Raw genomic sequence first — 24,030 nt, 5'->3', positions numbered from 1 at the left:
CCTGACACGCCCGGGTACACGCCGTTAGCGTCCCTGCGTGAGCCTGTGGACTTCCCTGGAACCCGCCTCCGCCACCGTGGACCCGGGCGGTACGACCCGCGTCCGGCTGCGTCTGCGCAACACCGGTGACGTGGTGGACGAATACCGTTTCGAGCCCGTGGGGCCGGTCGCGCCCTGGACCACCGTGGAGCCGGCGAGCCTGCGCCTGTATCCGGGGACGACCGGCACCGTGGAGCTCCACTTCGCGCCGCCCCGGACCCCGGACGCCGCCGCGGGGCCGCACGCCTACGCCGTGCGGATCACGCCCACGGAGCATCCGGAGGCGGTGACGGTCCCCGAGGGCAACCTCACCGTCACCCCGTTCACCGAGGTGCGGGCGGAGCTGGTGCCGCCCACCGTGAAGGGCCGGTTCCGCGGGAGGCCGCGGCTCGCCGTGGACAACCTCGGCAACACCCGGGTCACCGCCTCGGTGGCGGGCAGCGACAACGGCGACCACCTGACGTACGACGTCCGTCCGGGCAGCGTGCAGATCGAGCCGGGCCGGGCCGCGTTCGTCCGGACCACGCTGAAGCCCCGGCGGATCATCTGGTTCGGGCCCCGGCAGGAGCGCCCGTACACCCTCGCCGTGCAGCGGTCCGGGACGGCCGCCCTGCCGGTCGAGGGCACCTACGTGCAGCGCGGGTTCCTGCCCCGCTGGCTGGCCGGCCTGCTCGGCGCCGCGGCCGCCCTCGCCGTCGCCTTCGTGATGATCTGGCTGACCTACCGGCCGACCGTGAACAGCGGCGCCACCGAGAAGCTCGCGGCCTCCGGCCCCCTCGGCGCGCCCACCTCGCCCGCGCCGGTGCTGTCCCCCGCCCCCCAGCCCTCCGCCCCGGCCCCGCAACCCGCCGCGTCCTCCGGCGGCGACGGCGGCAGCGGCGAGGGCCGTGGGAACGGCGGCGGACACCGGGGCCCGAAGCCCGTGGTCCCCGCGACCGGCGTCCTGCTGCGCGACACCACGACCAGGAAGTGCGCCGACGTCCCGGGCTACGACAAGGGCACGCTCAACGGCCCGGTGCAGGAGTACACCTGCGACGAGACCACCCGCGACAACCAGCGGTGGAACCTCGAGGTGAAGTACCCGAAACTGGGCCCCGGCGGCCGGCCCCTGTTCCAGATCCGGAACGTCAAGGACGGGCTCTGCATGGACCTCCCGGACTACGGCGCCCAGCCGGTCAGGACCCCGATCACCGAGTTCACCTGCGACGGCACCACGGCCGACAACCAACTGTGGTGGATGGACCGGCAGCAGAGCGGCGCCTACTGGATCCGCAACTACGCCAGCGACAACAAGTGCCTCGACGTGGCGGGCTACAGCACCGGAGGCGACGGCACCGACCTCACCCTCTTCGACTGCTCCGCCTCCGACGACCAGGAGTGGACGGTGGTCCACCCGTCCGAGGGCGGCTGACCCGGCCGGGCTGGTGCCGGTGCACACCACCCGTTCGACCCACGATGATCGAGGCCCGGCGGGGTAGGGGAACGGCGACCGGCACCACCGCTCCCCGGGAGAACGTGAGCATGACCGACGACGCCTACCTGTTCCTGCTGGACGACCCGACCGCACGGCTCGGGGCGGTGCCGACCGCCGTCGGCCCCCTGGCCTGCATGGAGACCCCCGCCGTACGGGCGTGGCTGGACGCCCACGGTGTCCCGGCGACCTCCCCGCGGCTGCGGGTGCTGCCGCCGGACGACACGGCGGCCATCCCTCAGGAGGCGGAGCGCCTGCCGGTGCCGCTGAGCGAGGAGGAGCTGAGCCGGGTGCGGCAGCACACCGGCCCGGAGAGCGTCGGCCGGGTCGAGGAGGAGCTGCTGGCCTACCGGGACTGCACCGACGGCCGGGACGCATTGCTCGGCCGGGCGCTGGCGGCCGGCGTGCCGGTGAACCGGATCGTGGAGCTGACCGGGGAGGACCCCGCGGCGGTCGCGGCCGCCGCCGGCTGACCGGTGCGGCCGCGCCGTCCCCCGGTCGGCCCTCCCGGCGGTGCGCGGGCGGGAGCGGTGGCTGAACGATGTCGGCATGATGCACGTCCGCGAGCCCGGGTCGGGTCGTCGCCGGCCCCCCGTGATCCGAGCGGTGGGGGCGGCGCGGTTGAACGGCGCGAACCCGGGCAGCCGACCCCCGGCGCATCGGTGTCCCTCGTTCCCCGTGGTGCACACCATGCCCGCACAGCACACCGGCACAGCAGGAGCGAGGGTGGCGTCGAGATGGATGTGATGCCCGACGGGCCGTCCGGCCCGCACCGGACGGAGGGGCGGCGGGAGACCGTCGCCACGATGCCGCGGCAGGTGCGCGAGGAGCTGTCGCGGCGCCTGCGGCGGAGGAAGGAGGCCTTCCGCGCGGAGGACGTGCAGATCGTCGAACCGCCGCTGCTGCGCCGCGCGGTCGGGGCGTCCGCGCTCGGCAACTGCATGGAGTGGTTCGACTTCGGCGTCTACAGCTATCTCGCGGCCACCATCGGGAAGGTCTTCTTCCCCGGTGCCTCGCCGGCGGCCCAGCTGATCTCCTCGTTCGCGACGTTCGCGGCGGCCTTCGTGGTCCGGCCGCTCGGCGGCCTGGTCTTCGGCCCCCTCGGGGACCGGCTCGGCCGGCAGAAGGTGCTCGCCGCCACCATGATCATGATGGCGGTGGGCACCTTCGCCATCGGCCTGATCCCCAGTTACTCGACCATCGGCATCGCCGCCCCGGTCCTGCTGCTGATCGCCCGGATGGTCCAGGGCTTCTCCACCGGCGGAGAGTACGGCGGGGCGACCACCTTCGTCGCCGAGTACTCCCCCGACCGGCGACGCGGCTTCCTCTCCAGCTGGCTCGACTTCGGGACCTTCGTCGGATACGCGCTCGGCTCGGCGCTCGTCACCGTGCTGAACCTGCTCATGCCCGACACCGAGATGCTCGCGTGGGGGTGGCGGATCCCGTTCCTGATCGCGGGTCCGCTCGGCGCGATCGGCCTGTACATGCGGCTGAAGCTGGAGGAGTCGCCCGCCTTCCAGCAGCAGTTGGACGAGCACGAGAAGAGCCTCGCGCAGCAGTCGGCGGGCGGCGAACTCCGTACGATCGTCCGGGAGCACTGGCGGCCGCTGCTGGTCTGCATGGGCCTGGTGCTGCTGTACAACGTCACCAACTACATGGTCACGGGCTTCCTGCCGACGTACCAGACCGAGACGCTGAATCGTTCCAGCAGCTCGGCCGACGTCCTGGTGCTGGTGGGGATGGTCTGGATCGTGCTGCTGATCACCTTCATCGGCCGCCTCAGCGACCGGATCGGGCGGCGCCCGGTCTACGGGGTCGCGGCGGCCGCGATGATCGTCCTGGCGGTGCCGTCCTTCCTGCTCATCAAGATGCAGGGCACCTGGCCGCCGATCCTCGGCGTGCTGGTCCTGTCCACGCTGCTGGCCTGCTTCGCCGCGCCGAGCGCCGCCACGCTGCCGGCGCTCTTCCCGACGGCCGTGCGGTACGCGGCGATGGGCATCGGCTTCAACATCGCCGTGGCCGCGTTCGGCGGCACCACACCGCTGGTGACGCAGGCCCTGATCAGCCTCACCGGCAACGACCTGACACCCGCCTTCTACCTGATGCTGGCGGGCGTCATCGGTCTGGCCACCGTGAAGTTCCTGCCGGAGAGCGCCCAGGTGCCGCTCAACGGGTCCCAGCCGATGGTGGGCTCCAGGGAGGAGCAGCGCGAGCTGATCTCCACCTCCGAGGTGCTCTACCGGAGCGCCGGGCGGACGTCCGGCGCCCCGTGACTCATCCGCCGGCCGCCCGGTCCAGCAGGTCCGCGAGGACGGTCTCGGGATCGCGGCAGAGCGCGTGGAGCAGCGCCTCCTCGTAGCCGTCGTCGCCGAGCAGGGACCGGGCGGTGGCCTCGTAGCGCTCCCGGACCGGGCCCAGTTCCGGGGTGCCGCGCTGCGGGTGGCCGACCGCGCTCCAGAAGGTCTCCCCCGCGCCGTACGCGGCGACGGCGGGCTCCCCGGCTCCCTGCGCCGCGAGCGCCGCCGCCAGCAGGTCCAGGCCCAGGGCGAGGCCGAAGCTGTCGCCGATGTGCCGCTTGCCCTCCAGCATCGACACGGCGTGGCCCGCGGCGTCCTCGACCCGGTCCTCGAACAGCGCGATCAGGGCCAGTTGGTAGTCGCAGTAGGAGCGGGTCCACCACTCGTCCAGGGCCACGCAGGCGGCGTGCAGGTCCCCGGCCTCCCGGCGGGCCTGCTCCAGCAGTCCCTCCGCGGTGAGCGCGAAGACCCGTACCAGCCGGCACACGGCCTGCCCGGCCGAGGCGACGCCCGGGCCCTCCGCCGTGTCCAGTGCGGTGTCCACCGCCCACCGTGCCGCCATCGGGCGCCCGTTGAGCAGGTGCATCAGGCCCTCCAGGTAGGCGGCGTGGAGGATGCCCTCGTCGTCGCCCTGCGCCTGCGCGTCGAGCCGGCAGGTCTCCGCGAGGCTGCCGGCCGCGTGGTGCTCGCCGCGCAGGACGCGGGCCACACCGAGCCCCCACAGGGCCCTCGTCCGGGCCGGGGTGGGCTCGTCGGCGACGGTGAGGGCCGCCTGGACGTAGACCGTGACCTCGCGCAGATGCCCGCAGCAGCTCCAGAAGAAGGCCAGCAGGCCCGCCATCTCCAGGGCCGCATGCGGCCGGGTGGCGAGGAAGTGGTCCAGGGCCGCGCACAGGTCGGCGTGGGTCTCCTCCACCCTCCGGTACCAGGCGGCCTGGTGGGGGCCGAGCCAGGCGCCGTGGGCCCGCCGGGTCAGTGCGAGGAAGTGCTCGGCGTGCCGGTCGGCCATCGGGACGGCCTCGCCGACGGCGTCGAGCCACATGCCGCCGTACTCGCGGACCGTGTCGAGCATGCGGTAGCCGGTGCCGGTGCGGAACAGGACGGACTTCGCCGTCAGTCCGGCGATCGCCCGGTCGACGTCCGCGGCCGGCAGCGGCCCGCCGGAGCAGACGGCACGCACGGTCGCGGCGTCCACCACGTCGCGGAAGACGGACAGCCGCGCCCACAGCAGCCGTTCGGCCGGTGCGCACAGCTCGTGGCTCCAGCCGATGGCGGTGCGCATGGTCCGGTGGCGGGGCGGTCCGCCGGGGCCGTCGCCGGACGCGACGTCCAGCCGGGAGCGCAGGTCCCGCTCGATCGCGGTGACCGTCCGCTCGGCGAGCTGTCCGGCGACCAGTTCCAGGGCGAGGGGGATCCCCTCCAGCCAGCGGCACAGACGGGTGGCGGCCACCAGGTCCGCCGGTGCGGTCAGCGGGGCGCCCGCGGACTCGGCACGGCGGGCGAGCAGTTCCAGGGCGTCGGTCTCGACCGGCAGCGGCTCCACCGGGCGGACGTGCTCGCCGGGCACACCGAGCGGCTCGCGGCTGGTCGCCAGGACGGTCAGCGACGGGCAGGACATCACGAGACGGGCGACCAGGGGGCGGCAGTCGGCGAGGAGGTGCTCGCAGGAGTCGAGGACGAGGACGGCGTCCTTGTCGGCGAGCCACTCGCACAGGGCGTCCAGCGGCATGGTCGCGGTGTGGTCCGAGAAGTCGGCGGCGTCGGCGACGGTCGCGATCAGCAACCGGTCGTCCCGCAGCGGCCACAGGTCGGCCCACGCCACCCCGCGGGCGCCGGCGTCGCGGACCCGGTGCGCGGCGCACAGCGCGAGACGGCTCTTGCCCACCCCGCCGGTCCCGGTGAGGGTGACCACACGGTGGCGTTTCAGGGCGTCGGCGAGGTCCTCCAGCTCCGCCCGGCGGCCCACGAGTTCGGCATCGCTCTCGGGAAGGTTGCTCAGCACGGCACCAGTCTCGCCCTCCTGCGGCGCGCACGGGGCACATTGCCACATTCGGGTGATCTACGTCCTGATCCCGACGTGTCCCGCCCCCCGGCCCGGACGCCGCACCGGCGGCCCGGAGGACGGATTCCGCTGCTCCGTGCGCCAGTCGGCCGGGCCCCGCGGTGCCGCCGGGCCGCGGCCCGCGGGCCGCGGCCCGCGGCCGGGGAGCATCGCTCCCGCGGCCAGGGCGGCGCGGCGGACCGGGGCCGGACGGACGCGGGAGGGACGGTGCGCCGCTCCGGTCAGAACCGGGGCGCCGGCGCCTGGTCCTCGACCATCGCCGCGGCCTCCTCCGCGGTGGCGACGGACGGCGGCGAGCCCGCCAGCGGCCGGCGCGCGGTCTCCTTCATGCAGGCCACGGCGATCACCCCGACGAAGGCGGCGGCCATCGTGTAGTACGCGGGCATGAGGTCGTTGCCCGTGGCCGAGATCAGAGCGGTGATCACCAGGGGGGTCGTCCCGCCGAAGAGAGAGGTGGAGACGTTGTAGCCGATGGACAGCGAGCCGTAGCGCACATGCGTGGGGAAGAGGGCGGGAAGCGCCGCCGACATCGTCCCGAGCATGCAGACCAGGGAGAGCCCGAGCATCAGCATGCCCAGCGACACCGCCCACAGGCTGCCCTGCTTGACCAGCAGGAAGGCGGGGACGGACAGGAGCAGGAAGCCGAGCATGCCCGCCATCAGCAGCGGCTTGCGGCCCATCCGGTCGGAGAGCCGGCCCACGGAGTTGATCACCAGCATGAGGACCACCATGGTGACGATCAGGACCAGCAGGCCGTGCGTGTCGGAGTACCCCATCTGGTCGGTCAGGTAGGTGGGCATGTACGACAGCAGCATGTAGTCGGTGATGTTGTAGGCGGCGACCAGGCAGACGCACAGCAGGAGCGCCGGCCAGTGGTCGCGGAAGATCTTCGCCAGGTCGCCCTTGGCGGTCGTCTCCACCGAGGACGCCGCGTCGGACGCCCGGTGGGCGGAGCCGTCCTCCAGCTTCCGGAAGGCGGGGGTCTCGTCCAGCCGCAGTCGCAGGTAGAGGCCGACCAGCCCGATGGGGCCGGCCACCAGGAACGGCACGCGCCAGCCCCAGGACTCCATGCCGCCGCTGCCGAGCACCGCGGTCAGGACGGTGACGAGGCCCGCCGCGCCGACGTACCCGGCCAGGGTGCCCAGTTCGAGGAAGCTGCCGAAGAAGCCGCGGCGCCGGTCGGGCGCGTACTCGGCGATGAAGGTGGAGGCGCCGCCGTACTCGCCGCCCGTGGAGAAGCCCTGGACCAGGCGGAAGAGGATCAGCAGGGCGGGGGCCCAGAAGCCGATGGTGGCGTAACTGGGGATCAGGCCGATGGCGAAGGTGCCGACCGCCATCATGATCATGGTCAGGGCGAGCACCGTCTTGCGGCCGATCTTGTCGCCCATCGGGCCGAAGACCATGCCGCCGACCGGCCGCACCAGGAAGGACACCGCGAACGTCGCGAAGGACGAGAGCAGTTGCACCGTGTCGTTCCCGGAGGGGAAGAAGACGTGCCCGAGGGTGACCGCCAGATAGCTGTAGATGCCGAAGTCGAACCACTCCATGGCATTGCCGAGCGAGGCGGCCTTCACCGCCCGCTTCACCGCACCGGTGTCGGTCACGGTGATGTCCGTCCGGCGCAGCGGCGGGTTGCGACGCCGTTCCACGGCGCGGAACAGCGTGCGATGACGCCGTACCGCCTCGGGATCGGCGTCGGTCACCGGATCGGATGCGCTGTCGGCCATGGGGCTCCCCTCTCAGGAACGCGGTAGTCCAGGAGAGCGCCTGCTCACTCGTGGCGCGAGCAAACGGAACACCCCGTCAGAGGGATCCTCGTCACCCGGGCCCGGGTCCGCCCGCCCGCAACGCCCGGTCGGGTGTGGTGGGCCCCGCCGGCCCGGCCGTCAGGGCGTGGTCGACGTTTCGGCGAAGAAAGGGCCAAGACGGCCGGGGCAGGAGCTCCGCGCGCGGTACAGGTCGCGGAGCAGGGCGATCTCGGCGCCGCGGTGGATCAGTTCCTGGTTGACCCACCGGACGAGGTCGGCGAAGGGGTCGTCCGGGTCGCTGCCGTGCGGGTAGCCGCAGTGGCCGACGGTGTCGAGGGCGGTGCCGTCGACGGCCCGGAGCCGGGCGGCCGCATGCCCTGCCCCTACATGCCACACCCGTCCGGGGGTACCGCAGGGTCAGGTGAGTTGGTCCACGGCGCGGGAGTACGCCTCGGCGCGCGCGGCGTCCAGGTAGCGCGAGACACGGACCAGGATGCGGCCCCGGAGGTAGTCCCGCTCGGCGAACGCCGGCATCGCCCGCGTGACGCCCCTGATGTAGGCGGCCCGCGCCCGGGCGTCGGAGCGCGTCGCGAAGACCTCGACGGCGCCTCCCCGTTCGACCTCGCCGCGGCCGGATCCCGTGACGTCGCTCCCGGCGACGAAGCTGTCGGAGAACGTGACCTTCGAGAGGTACTCGTGGTGACGGCCCAGGAGATGGCCCGGGTCGTTCCCGGCGGTCACGACGCCTGTCTTCCTGATCGAGCCCACGGAGGCGGCCAGCTGCTCGAAGACGTTGCGGGCGGAGAGGGATCCGGTGGCGCCGTGGCGGTTCCGGGCGTCCGCCGGGACGGAGACGGTGACGGTCCGGCCGCCGCAGGCCGTCATGGCGGACAGCAGCAGGAGGCCAGCCGCGACCGTACGGAGTGGGTGCATGGGGCGATACTGACGGTCGTTCGGCAGAAATGTGCCCGTATAGCCGCATTGTGACGTCGTGTTCCTTTTTCGCTCCAGGATCGAACACACGTACCCTCGTCGTCCTGAACGCCTGTCCGACCGGGGCCGACTCGTCCTCGGCCGTCGCGCGTCCCCGTTGTCCGGGGCATCCGCAGGTGCGACGATGCCCGCACCGAGGATGCCGTCACGTCGGGGGAGGCCGAGTGGGCGACCAGGAGGAACGGCAGCGGGCCGCGGCGGTGTTCGACGCCCTGGGAGCCGACTACGAGAAGGCGTTCGCCCATTCCCGGGCGCACCACGCCTCGCTGGAGTGGCTGCTGGAGCGTCTCGGACCGGACAGCCGGGTGCTGGACGTCGGCAGCGGCACGGGGCGGCCCACCGCCGCCGCGCTGGCCGCGGCCGGGCACCGGGTGCTGGGCCTCGACATCTCACCCGTGATGGTGGAACTGGCCACCCGTCAGGTCCCGGACGCGGAGTTCCGGTGCGCCGACGTACGGGACCTGGCGGCGCAGGAGGGTGCGTTCGACGCGGCCTGCGCGTACTTCTCCCTGCTGCAGATGCCGCGGCGGGAGCAGGCGGCCGTGGTGGGCGGGATCGCCCGGGTCGTCGCGCCGGGCGGCCCGGTGGTGCTGGCCACGGTGCCGCTGGACGTGGAGGAGGTGGACGCCGCCTTCATGGGGCAGCCGGTGCGGGTGACGAGCTTCGGCGCCTCGGCGTTCGCCGCACTCGCGGCCGAGTCGGGCCTGGTCGTGGAGTCCCGTGAATCGGTGCTGTTCACACCGGCGCACCCCGAGGCGGTGCCGGAACCACACCTGTTCCTGCACTGCCGCCGGTCCGGCGCCGCGAGGCCGTGAGGGCGTCCTGCGCCCTGTCGCCCCGCGGCGCCACACCCCGGCGGGGGCTCAGGACGGCTTCACCGAGGTGACCGCGGTGGCGGTGACCTTGTTGTCGCACTCGGCGAAGACCCCGTCGTCGAGGGCGACCTGGTGTGCTCCCGAGCCGGGCAGGCCGATGACCAGCGTGGGGAACGCCGACGGCTTCGCGCCGGAGACGCAGTAGCCGTCGCCCTCGCCCTGGACCTGGACGAAGGTGAGCTTCAGCCAGGCGCTGCCTCCCGGCGCCAGCCGTACGGGGGTCGCGGCGCCGGTGCGGGTGACCTTCAGCGGGATGCCGCGCTGCGGCGACCCGTTGCCCGCGCCGGCCACCGACGGATACCCCTGGAGCCGGCACGGCCGTGCGGAGTGGTTGACGAACCGCACCACGGCCGCACCGACGCCGGTGCCCGACGGGCGGTGGACGGCCTGTCGCGCGGTCGCCCGCAGGTCGCCCGCCGCGCAGGCGCGCACGGTCGCGGCGCCCGAGCCACCCGGCGTGCCCGTCCCGGCGGTCCTCGCGCCTCCCGAGGAGGCTCCGCGGGAGGTGCCGGTCCGCGTCGCGGACGCGCCGCCGGCCGGGGTACCCGCCGGTGACGAGGCGGCGGCCGGCCCGGGCGTGCCGTGGGACCCCGTCGTCGGCGCCGACGGCCCGGACGCGGTCGGCGCGGCGGTGCCCGTCGCGTCCGCCGGCCCGCAGGCCGTCACGGACAGGACGGCCGCGGCGGCCGCGGCCGCCAGCGCGGCGCCGCGGATGCGGTGTGCGTACTGCATGAGATCCCCCCGAGTGGTGCGTCACGGATCCGGCCCGCGCCGGCTCCCGCCCAGGGAGACAGAGCCGCGGCCCGCCGGGTTCCGCCGCCGGTGCGCTGTGACAGTGCGGTGACACGGACCGCCTCTCCGCGGTCATGACCGCACCTGAACAGGTCGTTCCCGTTCCCTCGTCGATCAATTGGCGCCTCCTATCGGTCAACTGCCGTCACCTATGGAGAGCAGCCGCCGGGCGCCCCGGCCGCGTGCCTACGGTGCGATCACCGGGCGGGCCGGACAGACCACCGGCCCGCCGCAGCACGCAATCAAGGGGAGGGGCTCCATGGCGAGTGTGGAAGTGTCGCTGAAGGAGATGATGACCTCGACGGAGGGGGCGCTGGGGGCGGCCGTCGTCGACTACACCAGCGGCATGGCTCTGGGCACGCTGGGCGGGGGCAAGGATCTGGACCTGACGATCGCCGCGGCCGGGAACACGGACGTCGTCCGGGCCAAGGTGCGCACCATGGAACAGCTGGGCCTGAAGAGCGAGATCGAGGACATCCTCATCACGCTCGGCGGGCAGTACCACCTGATCCGCCTGGTCACCGGGCGCAACGGAAACGGCCTGTTCCTGTACCTCGTGCTCGACAAGACCCGCTCGAACCTGGCGATGGCCCGGCTCCAGCTGAAACGGGTCGAGGAGCACCTCGAGGTCTAGGCCGGCGTCGGGCCGGGGCGGCGTGCGCCCATGATGTGAAGACTTCTTCAAGTCACCACATCAGCAAGATTCCAAGTCATGGATGCACGCGGTCCCGGGCGGCGAGGATCGGCCCGGCAGGGCACGTTCTGCGGCGGCGTCCCTCGGGGCGCCGCCGCCGGCCCGACGTCCATCACCGACGCTGCAGGGAGCGAGCACTCATGCAAGTCCCCCTCTACCAGGCCAAGGCGGAGTTCTTCCGCATGCTCGGACACCCCGTGCGCATCCGGGTCCTGGAACTCCTGCAGCACGGCCCCGTACCGGTGCGGGACCTGCTCGCCGACATCGAGATCGAGCCGTCGAGCCTGTCGCAGCAGCTGGCCGTGCTGCGCCGTTCCGGCATCGTGGTGTCCATCCGGGAGGGTTCCACGGTCCGCTACGCCCTCGCCGGCGGCGACGTCGCCGAACTGCTGCGCGCCGCCCGCCGCATCCTCACCGAGCTGCTCGCCGGCCGGAACGAGCTCCTCGCCGAACTCCGCGAGCCTGAGCCGGCCGCCGTCCCGGCCCCCCCGACGGCAGTCGGCGGCCCGGCGCGTCCTCTACGGGTCGGCAGCCCCACTCCCCCGGTGTCGGCCGGCAGCAGTCGTTAGCCTCGTCCTCCCGACGTCCGGAGCGACGTCCCAGAGGTGTTGAACTGCCCTCTGAGCTCCGGGGTTCGTGCCGCTCCCCGGGGCGCACGGCATGGAACGCGTTCCGTGGGGAGCGGCGGGCGAGTCACGTCGCCCGGCTGGCCAGGTCCTCCTCACCTGCGACGACGGCGACATCGGCTCGGCGCGCACCATCGAGAGCTAGGGCGGCGTCCTCGAAGACGTGCGCAGCACCCACATCGGGGGCGAGCGCCGCTACTGGATCACTCTCTGCGACGCCGGTCACCGCCCGTCGTCGACGGCCGCGACGAGGACGGTCGCCTCGTAGCGGACCGCGAGCCGGTCGTACCCCGTGGCCACGGCGCGGTGTCCTTCGAGACGATCGACGCCGCACTCGACCGCGTGCCTCGCCTCGTAGCCCCCGGGGTCGAACTTCGGCGGACGGCCGCCGCGGCCTCGACCACACCGACGAGCGGGCCTGCGCGGTGATCACCGCTTTCCTCGACGCCGGGCCTGCGCCCCTGCCGGACCGTCCGACCCGCACCGGGATCGCCGAGTTCCTCCGCCGGCACGGATGAGCGGACCGCCGGCGCCCCGGCTCGCTCCCCCGCGGGGCCGCCGCGGCCGCCGCATGATGGAGGGGAGGCGCCCCGGGCGGGGGCCGGGGCCGGGCCGTGATCGTCGAGGGGCGAGAGGGTGGCCGGGGCTGGCAGGGTCTTCCGTGGCGGCGGGGCAATCCCCGGGCGGGGACGCACCGTACCTACCGGTGTGCAGAGGTTCCGGTTCCCCGTGGGGCGCCTTCCGGACGAGGCGCTGCTGTCGGGGCTGGCCACCGGCGACCCGGAGCTAGCGGTGACCTTCGTCCGGAGGTTCCAGCACACGGTCTTCGGGGTCGCCGTCGCCGTCACCGGGGATCCGCAGCTCGCCGAGGACATCGCACAGCAGACCTTCGAGCGGGCGTGGCGGCACGCGCAGATCTACGATCCGCGGCGTGGGTCGGTGACGACCTGGCTCACCACGATCGCCCGCAACCTGGCCATCGACGCCGTCCGCTCACGGCGGCCCGAGCCGGTGGCGCCGGAGGACCTGGACGCCGTCCTGGGCGTCGTCGGGCGGACACCCGAGCAGCACGCGCTGGCCGACGAGGCGTCGACGCGGCTGCGGGCCGCGGTGGCGCGGCTGCCGCGCGAGCAGGCCCGGGCGCTGGTGATGGCGGGGATCTACGGCATGACGGCCCAGGAGGTCGCCGACTGGGAGGCGATCCCGTTGGGGACGGCCAAGACACGCATCAGGACGGCGATGGGCAAGCTGCGCACCGCGCTCGCGCCCTCGGAGCGAGGCGGCCATGACTGTTGAGATGACCTGCGCACGACTGCGGGAGATCGGCGCCGAGCTGGCCCTCGGGGTGCTGCCGGGCCGCGAGCGGTCCGGGGCGGTCGCCCATTTGGACCGGTGCCCCGGATGCCGGGAGTACGTCGAGCAGCTGACGCTCGTGGGCGACCGGCTCATCGGGCTGCTGCCGGGCAGCGAGCCGCCGGTCGGCTTCGAGACCCGGGTGGCGCAGGCTCTGATGCGGGAGGCCTCGGGGCACGCGGGGCGGCGGGCCGCGGCACGGCGGCCCGGGTCCCGTCTCCCGTGGCCGGGTGCCGGACGGCGGCCGCGGCTGCGGATCGCCGCCGCGGCGACCGCGGCGGTGCTGGCCCTCGGGTTCGGCGGGTGGGCCGTCGGCACGGCGGTCCAGGGCGCCGTCGCCGGGCCGGCCGCGCCCGGCGCGTCGGTGGTCGACCTGATGGAGGCGCCGCTGATGTCGCCACGGGCCGCGGGGACGCCGGTCGGCGACATCTACGTCCACCGGGGCACGCCCGGCTGGGTCTACATGTCCGTGGACCTGGCCGACGCGGGCACCCCGTACACCGGCAGGGTGACCTGCCTGCTGGAGCGCGGCGACGGCAGGACGCTCCGGGTCGGCGACTTCACCGTGCACCGCGGGTACGGCTACTGGGGCGGCCCGGTGTCGATCGGCGCGGCGCCGGTGGCCGGGGCACGGATCACCGCGGCGGACGGGACCGTGCTCGCCACCGCCCGCTTCCCGGCGGCCGGTCCGGACCGCGCGGCGGGGTCCGCGGCGGGCGCCTACGGCCGGTGAGCCACGGCGCCGAGGGCGGCGGCCAGTTCGGGCACCGTCGGCCGCCGCCGCGGGTCGGGGCTCAGGCAGGCGTCGACGGCGTCGGCGAGGGCGCGTGGCAGGCGCCGACGGGCGGAGAGCGGCGGAGCGGGGCCGTCCGGGTACGGGGTGTCCGTGCCGCGGGCCGAGGCGCCGCCGGCCGCACCCGCACGGCCGCCCGGACCCGCACTCGGACCCACGCCGGCACCGGCACCCGCGACCGCATCCGGGCCGGTTGCCGTCCACCGGCCGAACGGGGGCTCCCCGGCGGCCGTCTCGTAGAGGGTGCCGCCGATGCCCCACACGTCGGCCGCCGCCGACAGCTCGCCGCCGCGGGCCTGTTCGGGCGACAGGTGGGCGGGGGTGCCGAGACCGGGCGGCGCGGGTCCCGGCGGCCGGGCCACGCTCAGGTCGAGCACCTTGGCGTGGCCCCGTTCGACCACGACGTTCGACGGCTTGAGGTCCAGGTGGAGCAGGCCCCGGCCGTGCAGGTAGTGGATCGCGGAGCACAGCTGGACGCCCAGGAGCGCCACGTCGGTGGCGGCTGGCCGGCGCCGCAGCCGGTGGAGCAGGTGGGCGAGGGTCTCCCCGGTCAGCGTCTCCAGGACGACCAGCGCGTCCGGCGTCCGGATCACGTCGTAGCCGCGGACCAGGTGGGGGTGGGTGAAGGCGCACAGCCACCGGCCCTCGCGCAGCAGGCGCCCGCGCAGCGGCGCCTCGTCGCGGCGGTCGGGGCGCACCGTCTTCAGGACGCACCGACAGGCCCGGTCCTCGCTCCAGGCGTCGTACACGTCGAGCCATCCGGTGCGTGCCAGGTGGCCGAGGACCTCGTATCCCGGTGCGGGCCGGTCGCCCGGGTCCAGCGCGGGGGCCGGGTCCGGGGTCGGGGCGGATGCGGGCACGCCGGTCACGACGGCACCCTGTCCGGCGGCGGGTCCGCGGCCACGGCCGCTGGGGCACCGGGCCGGGGGCGAAGGCGGTGCAGCCGGGCGTACACGCCGTCCCGGCGGAGGAGTTCGGCGTGCGTGCCGCACTCGGCGACGCGGCCGTCGTCGAGGACCACGATGCGGGTGGCGTCGCGGACGGTCAGCAGGTGGTGCGAGACGACGATGGTGGTCCGCCCGGCCATCAGGCGGCGCAGCGGTTCCATGACGCGCCGGCCGGACTCCGTGTCGAGGCCGGTGGTCGGTTCGTCCAGGAGCAGCACGGGGGCGTCGCGGATCATCGCGCGGGCGATGGCCAGCCGCCGGCACTGGCCGCCCGAGAGGGTCCGGCCGTGCCGGCCGACGAGGGTGTCGTAGCCGTCCGGGAGCCGTTCGACGAAGTCGTGGGCGTCGGCCGCGCGGGCCGCGGCGACGATCTCCTCGCGGGTCGCGCCGGGGCGGCCGTAGGCGATGTTCTCCCGTACGGTGCCGTGGAGGACGAGCGTCTCCTGCAGGACCACGGCGACGCTCTCCCGGACGTCGCCGAGCAGCAGCTCGCGCAGGTCCGTCCCGTCCAGCAGGACCGCGCCACGGTCGGGGTCGTAGAAGCGCAGGAGCAGTTTCGCCACCGTGGACTTGCCCGCCCCGCTGGCTCCGACGAGGGCCACGGTCTCCCCCGGGGCGGCGTGGAGGGACACGTCGGACAGGGCGGGCCGGGAGGTGCCGGGGTAGGTGAAGGTCACGCCGTCGAGGACGACGTCGCCGCGTACCCGGCCGGTCCGCCGGGCGCCCGGGGACTCGGTCACCTGGGGCCGCTGGTCCAGCAGTTCGAGGATCCGCTCCGCCGAGGCGGACGCGGCGTAGAAGGTGTTGCCCAGGCGGGAGAGACCGCGGATCGGGCCGTAGAGCTTGCCGATCAGGACGAGGAACACCAGGAGGCCGCCCAGCGTCAGCTGTCCCCGGGCCAGTTCCCAGGTGCCGAGGCCCATGACGGCGAGGGCCCCGGTGACTTCGACGACCTCGACGAGCGAGCCGTAGAGGGCACGGATGCGGGTGGCGGCCAGCGCGGCGTGGAACCGGCCGGTGTTCTCTCGGTCGAAGCGCCGCGCCTCCCAGTCCTGCCGGTTGTACGCCTGCACCAGGGTCACGTTGCCGAGCGACTCCTCGGCGACGGCACCGAGCGCACCGGTGCGACGTCTGCGCTCGCGTGACGCGTCCTTGATCAGGCGGGAGAAGTGCCGGGCGGCGCAGAAGAACAGCGGCACGACGAACAGGGCCAGCAGGGTGAGGTCCCAGCGGAGGTAGAAGAGCAGCCCGAGGAAGACTCCGAGCCGGACGACGTGGTAGAGGCCGGTCGCCACCCCGGACAGCAGGAAGGTCTCGACGGCGTCGACGTCGCCGGTCACCCGGGACAGCACGTCGCCGAGCCGGCGCCGCTCGAAGAAGCCGGGGGACAGCCCCTGGACGTGGCGGAAGACGTCGGCGCGCACATCGAGCAGGAAGTTCTCGCCGACCCAGGCCGAGGTCATGTCGTCGGCGTAGCCGAGCAGGCCGGAGGCGACGACGAGGCCGAGGTAGACCGGGGCGATCCACAGGAACGGCCGGAGGTCGCGCGGGACGAGCACGTCGTCGACCACGAGCTTGAACAGCCACAGCTCGGCCGCGTCGACGACGGGGCCGAGCAGGCTGAACAGCAGCAGCGGCACCAGCCAGACGCGGCGGCCGCGGGTGTAGGGCCAGAACCGCCGGAACACCGTGCGCGGCGACAGCGCCGGCGCGGCCGCGACGACGGCTTCACCGTCCTCGCGGACCGGCGGCGGCCACCACGGGAGGGAGCGCGGGAGGCTCGGCATGGGGTTGACTCCCCGGACGGGCGACGGGGCGGACCGGTTCCCCCGGCAGACCGGCCCGCCCGGTCCTCATCGGTGGTCGCGGAACCGGCGGTCGCGGCGCTCGTCGTCGTGCCGGTGGTGGTGCCGCCCCTCCCCCATCGAGGTGTCGTCGTGTCCCGAGGTCCCTTCGTCCCCGTGGTCACGGTGCCTGGCCGGGAAGAGATCCTTGAAGATCGCCATCGTGTGCCTCCTGCGGGTGCCACGTGGCTCGTGCCACGTATCCGATACGGGCGCGGGCCCGAATGGGATGGCGGTTTGCGGGATTTCCCGAGGATTCCCGAGGCCTTCCGCGGTGCCCGGAGGTTCTCCCGGGGGCGGCGCGGTGTCGCCGCGCAGGCCGCACGGCGGGCGGTCCGGCGCGATCGCCCGCGACCGGAGAGTCGGCGGGGCGAATTCCCCGGACCGGACGGCGAACCCGGGCCGGACGGATCCGTGCCCGGTGGGGGACGCGGGCGGCGGCCGGCGCCCGCCGCTCAGGCCGTGGCGCGCCCCGCCGGGGGCGGGAGTTGGAGTTCGGCCCAGATCGTCTTGCCCGTGGGCGTGTAGCGCGTGCCCCAGCGCTGGGCGACCTGGGCGACCAGGAAGAGTCCCCGCCCGCCCTCGTCGGTGGCCTGGGCCCGGCGCAGGTGGGGTGACGTGCTCCCGCCGTCCGACACCTCGCAGATGAGGTGCCGTTCGTTGATGAGGCGGAGCGTGATGGGCCCGCAGGCGTGGGTGATCGCGTTGGTCACCAGCTCGCTCACCACGAGTTCGGCGGTGAACGCGCAGTCGTCCAGGCCCCATTCGGCCACTTTCCGGGCGGTGTTGCCGCGGGCCTCCTGCACGGCGGCCGGGTCCGGGGGCACCTCCCAGGTGGCCACGAGGTCGGGGCTGAGCGCACGGGTGCGCGCGACGAGGAAGGCGACGTCGTCGGGCGGATGGTCCGGCAGCAGGATGCGGACCATCGTGTCGCAGATCTCCTCCAGCGGCCGGTCCGGGTGGGCCAGGGCGAAGGAGAGCCGCTCGAAGCCCACGTCGACGTCGCGGTCGGACGCCTCGATGAGGCCGTCCGTGTAGAGCGCGATGACGCTGCCCTCCTCCACCTCCAGCTCGGCCGACTCGAAGGGCAGGCCGCCCAGGCCGAGCGGCGGTCCGGCGGGGATGTCGGGGTATTCCACGGGCTGGGTGAGGTGGGCGATGGCGGGGCTCGGGTGGCCGGCGCGGGCCACCTGGAGGCGGCGCGAGATCGGGTCGTACACGGCGTACACGCAGGTCGCGCCGATGACCTTCGGCCCGCCCGGGGCCGCCTCCGCCTCCTCCGCGAGGCGCAGCACCAGGTCGTCGACGTGGGCGAGGAGTTCGTCGGGGGGCAGGTCCAGGTCGGCCAGGGTCTGCACGGCGGCCCGCAGCCGGCCCATGCTGGCCGCGGCGTGGATGCCGTGCCCGATGACGTCCCCGACGACCAGGGCGACCCGGGCGCCGGAGAGCGGGATGACGTCGAACCAGTCGCCGCCGACGCCTGCCTCCGCGTCGGTGGGCAGATAGCGGAACGCGACGTCGACCGCGGTGTGCTCGGGCACGTCGGGGGGCAGCAGGCTGGTCTGCAGGGCGAGTGCCGCGTCGTGCTCGCGGGCGAACCGGCGGGCGTTGTCCACGCACACGGCCGCGCGGGCCACCAGTTCCTCGACGAGGAGCTGGTCGTCCTCGTCGAAGGCCTGCTGGTTCTCCCACCGGAGCAGCGTGACGACGCCCATGGTGACGCCACGTGCCCGCAGGGGCACGGTCAGGTGCGAGTGCACGCCGAGTGTCTCCAGGCGGGTCCGGCGCTGGGAGTCCCCGGAGAGCCACCAGGTCGAGGGGTCCAGGACGGGGTCGCGGACCGTGCGGCCGGTGGTGAGGCAGCGCCGCTGGGGGGACTGGGCCGGGTAGGCGGCCGGCTCCCCGAGCGCGACGACGGCCTCGGGCAGGTCCTGGTGGATGGACAGGTGGGCGGCTCGCTGGAGTGTGTCGCCGGTCAGCTGCCGAGCGGTGAGCTCCTTGGCCGTGAGGACGCCCTCGAAGAGGTCGACGGCGGCGAAGTCGGCGAGCTGGGGCACCAGGACCTCGCCCAGCTCGTGCACGGTGCGGTGCAGGTCCAGGGAGGTGCCGATGCGCTGACCCGCCTCGTTGACCAGGGTGAGCCGCTCGCGGGCCCGGTCCTCGACGGTGAAGGCGGCCGCGGTGTGGCACACCCCGAGCATCTTCCCGTCCGGGTCCCGGAGCGGGAACGAGGAGCGCAGTCGGAGATGGCCCCGCTCGGCGTCCTCCTGGTCCCCCCGGGGCGCCGCCACCTGCTCCACGGCGAGCGGCACCCGCCCGGACATCAGCACCTGCCGGGCCTGGGCCTCCACGGTGGGCGGGACCGGGTGCGGGCCGGCGGTCTCCGGGCCGGGACGGCCGGCGGGCAGGAGGCCCTCCATGCCGGCCAGCACCCGGTTGATCCGGTGGAAGCGCAGGTCGGTGTCGAGGACGCCGACGCCGAGGGCGGACTCCTCCAGCAGGCCCCGCACCAGCGCCTGGTCGAGCTCCCAGCCGCGCAGGGCGGTGACCTCGCAGGCGACCGCCAGCCAGCGGGCGCCGTGGCCGTTGCTCAGGGGGCAGGTGCGTACGGCCAGGTCGACGCGGTGGCCCGCCCGGTGGCGTGCCGTGATCACGCCCTCCCAGCCGTCGCCGACCCGGCGGCGCCCGGCGATGAAGGACGCCAGCGCGTCCTCGCCGGCCAGGACGGAGGTCACCGGCCGGCCGAGGACATGGGCGGCGGGGTGGCCGAGGAGGGTCTGCGCCCTGCGGTTCCAGTAGTGGATCAGGCCGCGCGCGTCCACCAGGACCACGGCGGCGGACGTGATCCCGAACGGATCGATCCGGTGTGGGTACGCCATGTCGCTCAGGCCCATACTGCCGATCCCATCCGCGGGAAGGCTTTCCTGGCACTACGTTCTCACATGGATCCCCGCGTGTCCCGGCGCCCGGTACCCGCAGCGGGCCTGCGGGGACGTCCCGCCGACCGGGGCGCCGGGGCAGCCGCCCTGATCCCGGGCGGCCGCGGCCCGTCAGTCGCCGAGGGCCGCCGACACCACCGCCCGGGCCTCCTCCTGCACCTCGGCGAGGTGGCCGGGCCCGCGGAAGGACTCGGCGTAGATCTTGTAGACGTCCTCGGTGCCGGAGGGGCGGGCCGCGAACCAGGCGTGGCCGGTGGTGACCTTGATGCCGCCGATCGCGGCCCCGTTGCCGGGGGCCTCGGTGAGCACCGCGGTGACCTCGTCGCCGGCGAGGGTCCGGGCGGTGACCTGGGCGGGCGAGAGCCTGGCCAGGAGCGCCTTCTGCTCGCGGGTCGCGGGTGCGTCGATACGGGCGTAGGCGGGGTCCCCGAAGCGGGCGGTGAGTCCGGTGTAGTGCTCGGAGGGCGTCCGGTCGGTGACGGCCGTGATCTCGGCGGCGAGCAGGGCCAGCAGAATGCCGTCCTTGTCCGTCGTCCACACCGATCCGTCGCGGCGCAGGAACGAGGCGCCGGCCGACTCCTCCCCGCCGAACCCGAGCGTCCCGCCGGCGAGGCCGTCCACGAACCACTTGAACCCGACCGGCACTTCGACCAGTTCGCGGCCGAGGTCGGCGGCGACCCGGTCGATCATCCCCGACGACACCAGGGTCTTGCCGACGCCGGTGCCGGCCGGCCACTGCGGGCGGTGGCGGTAGAGGTAGGAGATGGCGACGGCGAGGTAGTGGTTGGGGTTCATGAGGCCCGCGTCGGGGGTGACGATGCCGTGCCGGTCGGCGTCGGCGTCGTTGCCCGTGGCGATGCGGTAGCGGTCGCGCTGCCCGATGAGCGAGGCCATGGCGTACGGGGAGGAGCAGTCCATGCGGATCCGGCCGTCCCAGTCCAGCGTCATGAAGCGCCAGGTGGGGTCCGTGTGCGGATTGACCACGGTGAGGTCGAGGCCGTGCTGCTCGGCGATCCGGCCCCAGTAGGCGACCGACGCCCCGCCGAGCGGGTCGGCGCCGATGCGCACGCCGGACGCGCGGACCGCGTCCAGGTCGAGCACGGCGGGCAGGTCGGAGACGTAGCTGCCGAGGAAGTCGTACCGGCCGGTGGTGTCGGCGGTGCGTGCGGCGGCGTAGGGAATGCGGCGTACCTCCTTCAGACCACCCGCGACGATGCGATTGGCGCGGTCCTGGATCCAGGAGGTGGCGTCGGAGGCGGCGGGTCCTCCGCTCGGCGGGTTGTACTTGAAGCCGCCGTCGGCGGGCGGGTTGTGCGAGGGCGTCACGACCACCCCGTCGGCGAGCCCGGAGGTGCGGCCGCGGTTGTGGGTGAGGATGGCGTGCGAGACGGCCGGGGTCGGGGTGTAGCCGTCCGCGTCGTCGAGGAGCACGGTCACGCCGTTCGCGGCGAACACCTCCAGCGCGGTGACCTTCGCGGGCTCCGACAGGGCGTGCGTGTCGGCGCCGAGGAAGAGGGGGCCGTCGGTGCCCTGCGCGGTGCGGTGCTCGCAGATGGCCTGGCTGGTGGCGGCGATGTGGTCCTCGTTGAACGCGCTCGCCAGGGACGATCCGCGGTGGCCGGAGGTCCCGAACGCCACGCGCTGCGCCGGGTCGGCGGGGTCGGGGTGCAGGGCGTAGTACGCGGTGACCAGTCGGGCGACGTCGATCAGGTCCTCGGGGCCCGCGGGGCTGCCCGCTCGCTCGTGCGGCATGGGTCCGTTCCTCCGCCTCGGTTGTCCTGCGCTCGCGGTCTCATTTTTCCTCCCCGGGGCCGCGGTATGCGCGGGACGGGCCGGACACGCGGGACGGGCCGGGGTGCGCCGGGGGCGCGGACGGCCCCGGGCGCGGGACGGGCGGTGGGGGGCGCCGGCCGGGTGCGCGGGATACCGAGTCGCGTCCCGCGCACCCCCGGCCGATGATGGGCGTACGCGTTCCCGGACCGGAGGAAACCGTCATGTCTCCGAGCCTCTCCCCACGCGTGCGCGGGCGGCGCCCGCGCCTCACCCCCGCCGTCCTCCTGTGCGCAGCGGCCGCCGCGGTGCTCGCGGGGTGCGGCAGCGGCGGCGGCTCGGGCCCGGCGGCCTCGTCCCCGGCCTCCCCGAACACCGCCTCCTTCTCGGGCTCGCCTCCCTCCGCGATGGCCTCGTCCGCCGCGTCCGCCGTCGGCTCCGCGCAGGCCTCCGCCTCGGCCGCCGCGTCGTCGGCCGCGGCCCGCGCCTCGGAGTTCGAGGCGTCGGTGTCCGCGGACACCGCCCGCGCCGCGGCGACGGCGCAGAAGGAGCTGAAGAACGTGGCCGGGCGCGGGAACGCGCTGCCGGAGGTGTCCATGCAGGGCCTGCCCCGGGCGCGGACCGGCGGGGTGCTCGCCGTCCTGGTCACCATCACCAACAGGACGGACCACAAGGCGTCGTACGCCGTGCAGGTCGACTTCAAGAACGCCGACGGGCACGTGGTGGAGACCCGGTACGTCGGTGCGGAGAACCTCGCACCGGGCAGGAAGGCCCAGCCGATCGCGTTCAGCCGCTCTCCGGCCGAACCGCGGCTGACGCCCGCCCTGGCGAAGGCGCAGCGCTACTGACCGGTGCCCCGCGGGGCACGCGTCGGATCCCCTGCCACCGGGCACCCGGCCCTGTCGGTGTCCGACGCACCCGGCGCAGGCGTGGCCGCGACCGGCGCCGGGACCGCAACCGGGGGCGCCCCGGGGACGGAAGCCAGGGGGGACGGGAGTGTGGCCGGAGCGAGGGAGAGGTCGGCGATGGCGGTCTGGACGGTGCGGGTGGACGGCGGGCGGCCCGAGGGGCGGGCGTGCGCGCACCTGGACGGGCCGGCGGCCCGCCGGCCGCGCGCTCCACGGTGTGCGCAGTGCCGGGCGCGGGGCCGGACCCCGGTGCATCTGCGGCAGTGCCTGACCTGCGGTCACGTCGGCTGCTGCGACAGTTCCGGCGGCGCCCACGCCACCGCGCACTTCGCGGCGACCGGGCACCCCGTGGCCCGCTCCGTGGAGCCGGGCGAGGCCTGGGCGTGGTGCTACGTCGACGAGGTCTTCCTGGACCGGGCGCGGCGGCCGGGCGCGCGAACGGCGTGACCGGGACGGCCCGTGCCGGTGTGGCGCAGGCCACGTTCGCCGGGCGGGGGCATGCCGTCGCCGCAGCTTGGTATACGTAGCCCAACCTGCGCCACAGGCAGCTCCCGGGCCGCCCGCCCGGTGAGGGCGTGCACCCATCAGGAGGCGGACCGTGCGACCTACGGCGGAAGACACGACGACCACGACGGCCCCGTTCACGGACGCACCGGCCCCGGCCGGCGGCGGGGACGGCGGTGCGGAGAGCTCCGTCGCCGCCCGCAAGCAGCGGCTGCGAAGACGACTGGAGCGACTGCTGGGCATCGCCGCGACCGAGGGCAACGAGCTGGTGCCGCTGCGCAACGGCGACGCCATCTTCCCGGCCATGCTCGAGGCGGTGCGCTCGGCCCGGCACACCATCGACATGATGACCTTCGTGTACTGGCGCGGCGAGATCGCCCGCGAGTTCGCCGGGGCGCTCGCCGAACGCGCCCGTGACGGCATCAGGGTCCGGCTGCTGCTCGACGGCTTCGGCGCCAAGGAGATCGAGCAGGAACTGCTGGACGAGATGGACGCGGCGGGGGTGCAGGTCGCGTGGTTCCGCCGGCCGACCCGGCTGTCGCCGCTCAAGCAGAACCACCGCTGCCACCGCAAGGCGCTGATCGTCGACGAGTCCGTGGCCTTCACCGGCGGGGTCGGCATCGCCGAGGAGTGGTGCGGGGACGCGCGCAATCCGGGCGAGTGGCGCGACACGCACGTGCAGGTCCGCGGCCCGGCCGTCGACGGCATCGCCGCCGCCTTCGCGCAGAACTGGGCCGAGTGCCACGACACGCTGTACGACGAGCACGACCGGTTCACCGGCCACGAGCAGCCGGGGCGGGCCACGGTGCAGGTGGTGCGCGGCTCGGCCAGTTTCGGGTGGCAGGACATGCAGACGCTGATCCGGGTGGTGCTCACCTCGGCCGAGCACCGGTTCCGCCTGGCCACGGCGTACTTCGCGCCGGACGTCTACTTCGTCGATCTGCTGGCCGCCACGGCACGGCGCGGGGTGACCGTGGAGATCCTGCTGCCCGGCCCGTACACCGACCAGCGGGCCTGCCAGCTGGCGGGCCAGCAGCACTACCAGACGCTGCTGGACGCGGGCGTGGTCATCCGCCAGTACCAGCCGACCATGCTCCACACGAAGATCATCACGGTGGACGGGGTGGCCTCGCTGATCGGCTCGACCAACTTCAACCGGCGGTCGATGGAGCACGACGAGGAGGTCATGCTGGCCGTGCTGGACGAGGACTTCACGGCGGACCTCGACGGCGACTTCGAGCGGGACATGGAGCGCAGCGAGGCGATGGACGCGTCCCGCTGGCGGCGCCGCCCGGTCGGCCAGCGCCTCCGCGAGCTCGCGGTGGCCCCGGTCCGCCGCTTCCTCTGACCCTCGGCACGCGCCCGGGACCCGGCC

At 74.4% G+C, this 24,030-nt stretch carries 20 protein-coding genes and 1 pseudogene; 11 read left to right on the top strand and 10 right to left on the bottom strand.

What is annotated here, in order from left to right; all coding sequences use genetic code 11:
* Positions 1 to 37: 37 nt before the first annotated feature.
* From P3H78_RS11265 to P3H78_RS11255, 3 genes are all read left to right on the top strand, one after another.
* The gene (locus P3H78_RS11265) at positions 38 to 1,450 is read left to right on the top strand and encodes an RICIN domain-containing protein (protein WP_276108737.1); all 1,413 of its coding nucleotides are present in this window, start codon (positions 38 to 40) and stop codon (positions 1,448 to 1,450) included.
* A gap of 110 nt (positions 1,451 to 1,560) precedes the next feature.
* A complete protein-coding gene (locus P3H78_RS11260; RefSeq protein ID WP_276108736.1) occupies positions 1,561 to 1,983 on the top strand; it encodes a DUF6003 family protein in 423 nt (140 codons plus the stop codon).
* A 273-nt stretch (positions 1,984 to 2,256) separates the two neighbouring features.
* Positions 2,257 to 3,783, top strand: a complete 1,527-nt coding sequence (locus tag P3H78_RS11255) for an MFS transporter (RefSeq protein ID WP_438827951.1) — start codon at positions 2,257 to 2,259, stop codon at positions 3,781 to 3,783.
* A gap of 1 nt (position 3,784) precedes the next feature.
* On the opposite strand, the gene P3H78_RS11250 is transcribed toward P3H78_RS11255, so the two are convergent.
* From P3H78_RS11250 to P3H78_RS11235, 4 genes and pseudogenes are all read right to left on the bottom strand, one after another.
* Complete coding sequence (locus tag P3H78_RS11250; RefSeq protein ID WP_276108734.1) at positions 3,785 to 5,809, bottom strand: ATP-binding protein; 2,025 nt, start codon at positions 5,807 to 5,809, stop codon at positions 3,785 to 3,787.
* Positions 5,810 to 6,090: 281 nt separating this feature from the next.
* The gene (gene proP / locus P3H78_RS11245; RefSeq protein WP_276108733.1) at positions 6,091 to 7,596 is read right to left on the bottom strand and encodes a glycine betaine/L-proline transporter ProP; all 1,506 of its coding nucleotides are present in this window, start codon (positions 7,594 to 7,596) and stop codon (positions 6,091 to 6,093) included.
* 159 nt (positions 7,597 to 7,755) lie between these two features.
* A pseudogene (locus P3H78_RS11240) lies at positions 7,756 to 7,983 on the bottom strand (hypothetical protein); the annotation flags it as partial.
* A gap of 51 nt (positions 7,984 to 8,034) precedes the next feature.
* Positions 8,035 to 8,550 (bottom strand): hypothetical protein, encoded by a 516-nt coding sequence (locus tag P3H78_RS11235; protein ID WP_276108732.1) that lies wholly within the window; start codon positions 8,548 to 8,550, stop codon positions 8,035 to 8,037.
* 224 nt (positions 8,551 to 8,774) lie between these two features.
* On the opposite strand from P3H78_RS11235, the gene P3H78_RS11230 reads away from it, so the two are divergent.
* The gene (locus P3H78_RS11230; protein ID WP_276108731.1) at positions 8,775 to 9,425 is read left to right on the top strand and encodes a class I SAM-dependent methyltransferase; all 651 of its coding nucleotides are present in this window, start codon (positions 8,775 to 8,777) and stop codon (positions 9,423 to 9,425) included.
* A gap of 48 nt (positions 9,426 to 9,473) precedes the next feature.
* On the opposite strand, the gene P3H78_RS11225 is transcribed toward P3H78_RS11230, so the two are convergent.
* On the bottom strand, positions 9,474 to 10,217 hold the full coding sequence (locus P3H78_RS11225; protein WP_276108730.1) for a DUF4232 domain-containing protein: 744 nt from the start codon (positions 10,215 to 10,217) through the stop codon (positions 9,474 to 9,476).
* 319 nt (positions 10,218 to 10,536) lie between these two features.
* Here P3H78_RS11225 and P3H78_RS11220 point away from each other — a divergent pair, with 319 nt between their 5' ends.
* The 4 genes from P3H78_RS11220 to P3H78_RS11205 all read left to right on the top strand — a co-directional run bounded on the left by P3H78_RS11220 (position 10,537) and on the right by P3H78_RS11205 (position 13,683).
* Positions 10,537 to 10,911, top strand: a complete 375-nt coding sequence (locus tag P3H78_RS11220; protein ID WP_276108729.1) for a roadblock/LC7 domain-containing protein — start codon at positions 10,537 to 10,539, stop codon at positions 10,909 to 10,911.
* Between the two features lie 200 nt (positions 10,912 to 11,111).
* Positions 11,112 to 11,540 (top strand): ArsR/SmtB family transcription factor, encoded by a 429-nt coding sequence (locus tag P3H78_RS11215; RefSeq protein ID WP_276108728.1) that lies wholly within the window; start codon positions 11,112 to 11,114, stop codon positions 11,538 to 11,540.
* 765 nt (positions 11,541 to 12,305) lie between these two features.
* Positions 12,306 to 12,893, top strand: coding sequence for an RNA polymerase sigma factor (locus P3H78_RS11210; RefSeq protein ID WP_276108727.1), 588 nt, complete (start codon positions 12,306 to 12,308; stop codon positions 12,891 to 12,893).
* Positions 12,883 to 13,683, top strand: coding sequence for a hypothetical protein (locus P3H78_RS11205; protein ID WP_276108726.1), 801 nt, complete (start codon positions 12,883 to 12,885; stop codon positions 13,681 to 13,683). Before P3H78_RS11210 ends, P3H78_RS11205 begins: the two co-directional genes overlap by 11 nt.
* Here the strand turns inward: P3H78_RS11205 and P3H78_RS11200 are convergent.
* The 5 genes from P3H78_RS11200 to pgm form a co-directional block, all read right to left on the bottom strand.
* Entirely contained in the window at positions 13,671 to 14,612 is a 942-nt protein-coding gene (locus P3H78_RS11200; RefSeq protein WP_276108725.1) for a serine/threonine-protein kinase, read from the bottom strand. The genes P3H78_RS11205 and P3H78_RS11200 overlap by 13 nt on opposite strands.
* A complete protein-coding gene (locus P3H78_RS11195) occupies positions 14,609 to 16,477 on the bottom strand; it encodes an ABC transporter ATP-binding protein (RefSeq protein WP_276108724.1) in 1,869 nt (622 codons plus the stop codon). The genes P3H78_RS11200 and P3H78_RS11195 overlap by 4 nt, the downstream gene beginning before the upstream one ends.
* 66 nt (positions 16,478 to 16,543) lie before the next feature.
* Positions 16,544 to 16,696 carry a hypothetical protein gene (locus tag P3H78_RS11190; protein ID WP_276108723.1) on the bottom strand — a complete coding sequence of 51 codons (153 nt, stop codon included), beginning with the start codon at positions 16,694 to 16,696 and terminating at the stop codon, positions 16,544 to 16,546.
* A 293-nt stretch (positions 16,697 to 16,989) separates the two neighbouring features.
* Positions 16,990 to 19,413 carry an ATP-binding SpoIIE family protein phosphatase gene (locus P3H78_RS11185; RefSeq protein WP_276108722.1) on the bottom strand — a complete coding sequence of 808 codons (2,424 nt, stop codon included), beginning with the start codon at positions 19,411 to 19,413 and terminating at the stop codon, positions 16,990 to 16,992.
* A gap of 171 nt (positions 19,414 to 19,584) precedes the next feature.
* Positions 19,585 to 21,225 carry a phosphoglucomutase (alpha-D-glucose-1,6-bisphosphate-dependent) gene (pgm, locus tag P3H78_RS11180; RefSeq protein WP_276108721.1) on the bottom strand — a complete coding sequence of 547 codons (1,641 nt, stop codon included), beginning with the start codon at positions 21,223 to 21,225 and terminating at the stop codon, positions 19,585 to 19,587.
* Between the two features lie 242 nt (positions 21,226 to 21,467).
* On the opposite strand from pgm, the gene P3H78_RS11175 reads away from it, so the two are divergent.
* From P3H78_RS11175 to P3H78_RS11165, 3 genes are all read left to right on the top strand, one after another.
* Positions 21,468 to 22,091, top strand: coding sequence for a hypothetical protein (locus P3H78_RS11175; RefSeq protein ID WP_276108720.1), 624 nt, complete (start codon positions 21,468 to 21,470; stop codon positions 22,089 to 22,091).
* 177 nt (positions 22,092 to 22,268) lie between these two features.
* Positions 22,269 to 22,598, top strand: a complete 330-nt coding sequence (locus P3H78_RS11170; protein ID WP_276108719.1) for a UBP-type zinc finger domain-containing protein — start codon at positions 22,269 to 22,271, stop codon at positions 22,596 to 22,598.
* Between the two features lie 268 nt (positions 22,599 to 22,866).
* A complete protein-coding gene (locus P3H78_RS11165; RefSeq protein WP_276108806.1) occupies positions 22,867 to 24,003 on the top strand; it encodes a phospholipase D-like domain-containing protein in 1,137 nt (378 codons plus the stop codon).
* Positions 24,004 to 24,030 lie beyond the last annotated feature (27 nt).

Source organism: Streptomyces tropicalis, from assembly GCF_029269835.1.
Taxonomy (GTDB): Bacteria; Actinomycetota; Actinomycetes; order Streptomycetales; family Streptomycetaceae; genus Streptomyces; species Streptomyces tropicalis.
This window is presented reverse-complemented; position numbering and strand designations above follow the sequence as displayed.

What these genes read in the sequence shown, in the direction of transcription:
- P3H78_RS11260 (WP_276108736.1), top strand. Translation starts at nt 1,561, where the DNA reads ATGACCGACGACGCCTACCTGTTCCTGCTGGACGACCCGACCGCACGG.
- P3H78_RS11255 (WP_438827951.1), top strand. Translation starts at nt 2,257, where the DNA reads ATGCCCGACGGGCCGTCCGGCCCGCACCGGACGGAGGGGCGGCGGGAG.
- proP (WP_276108733.1), bottom strand. Translation starts at nt 7,596, where the DNA reads ATGGCCGACAGCGCATCCGATCCGGTGACCGACGCCGATCCCGAGGCG.
- P3H78_RS11235 (WP_276108732.1), bottom strand. Translation starts at nt 8,550, where the DNA reads ATGCACCCACTCCGTACGGTCGCGGCTGGCCTCCTGCTGCTGTCCGCC.
- P3H78_RS11225 (WP_276108730.1), bottom strand. Translation starts at nt 10,217, where the DNA reads ATGCAGTACGCACACCGCATCCGCGGCGCCGCGCTGGCGGCCGCGGCC.
- P3H78_RS11220 (WP_276108729.1), top strand. Translation starts at nt 10,537, where the DNA reads ATGGCGAGTGTGGAAGTGTCGCTGAAGGAGATGATGACCTCGACGGAG.
- P3H78_RS11215 (WP_276108728.1), top strand. Translation starts at nt 11,112, where the DNA reads ATGCAAGTCCCCCTCTACCAGGCCAAGGCGGAGTTCTTCCGCATGCTC.
- P3H78_RS11205 (WP_276108726.1), top strand. Translation starts at nt 12,883, where the DNA reads ATGACTGTTGAGATGACCTGCGCACGACTGCGGGAGATCGGCGCCGAG.
- P3H78_RS11195 (WP_276108724.1), bottom strand. Translation starts at nt 16,477, where the DNA reads ATGCCGAGCCTCCCGCGCTCCCTCCCGTGGTGGCCGCCGCCGGTCCGC.
- P3H78_RS11190 (WP_276108723.1), bottom strand. Translation starts at nt 16,696, where the DNA reads ATGGCGATCTTCAAGGATCTCTTCCCGGCCAGGCACCGTGACCACGGG.
- P3H78_RS11185 (WP_276108722.1), bottom strand. Translation starts at nt 19,413, where the DNA reads ATGGCGTACCCACACCGGATCGATCCGTTCGGGATCACGTCCGCCGCC.
- pgm (WP_276108721.1), bottom strand. Translation starts at nt 21,225, where the DNA reads ATGCCGCACGAGCGAGCGGGCAGCCCCGCGGGCCCCGAGGACCTGATC.
- P3H78_RS11175 (WP_276108720.1), top strand. Translation starts at nt 21,468, where the DNA reads ATGTCTCCGAGCCTCTCCCCACGCGTGCGCGGGCGGCGCCCGCGCCTC.
- P3H78_RS11170 (WP_276108719.1), top strand. Translation starts at nt 22,269, where the DNA reads ATGGCGGTCTGGACGGTGCGGGTGGACGGCGGGCGGCCCGAGGGGCGG.